Genomic DNA, 599 nt, shown 5'->3' with positions numbered 1-599 from the left:
CTTACCTAATGAATTAATAATAGWAATAAAAGGAGATGAATATGATAGTTCTGATGATTTGATACTATCTCATTAATTATGACTAAACATAACAAAACTTATAAAATGATATATATGTCACTTCTTGTATCTATGGCTTTAGTATTATCATTAGTTGAACGTATGATGCCACTTCCATTTGTAGCTCCTGGTGCTAAGTTAGGTTTAGCTAATTTAGTTATTATTATAGCAGTTTATACATTAGGTAACTATAGAGATGCCTTTGTTATTTTAATTTTAAGAGTTATATTAGCTGCTATGGCATCAGGTAATTTATCTTCACTACTATATAGTATTAGTGGTGGTATTTTAAGTTTCTTAGCTACAATTATTGTAAAAACTTTAGGTGGTAAGCATGTCTCTATAATAGGCGTTAGTGCTTCATCTGCTGTTTTTCATAATATAGGTCAGCTATTAACTGCTTCTCTTATATTACATAACTTTAACGTATTTTTATATTTACCAGTTTTATCTATAGTAGGTATAATAACTGGAGTRTTTATWGGWTTATCTGCTAACTATATATTAAATCATTTTTATAAAACTTCTTATTTTAATAA

At 26.7% G+C, this 599-nt stretch carries 1 protein-coding gene; it reads left to right on the top strand.

All coding sequences use genetic code 11. The features are described from left to right. Positions 1-114: 114 nt before the first annotated feature. The coding region (locus G3997_RS01605; RefSeq protein WP_296647049.1) for a Gx transporter family protein at positions 115-599 on the top strand (485 nt) is incomplete at its 3' end.

It is taken from the genome of Romboutsia sp. 13368 (assembly GCF_018336475.1).
Lineage (GTDB): Bacteria > Bacillota > Clostridia > Peptostreptococcales > Peptostreptococcaceae > Romboutsia.
Note: the sequence above shows the minus strand (reverse complement) of the source record. Positions and strands in the feature narration are given on the sequence as shown.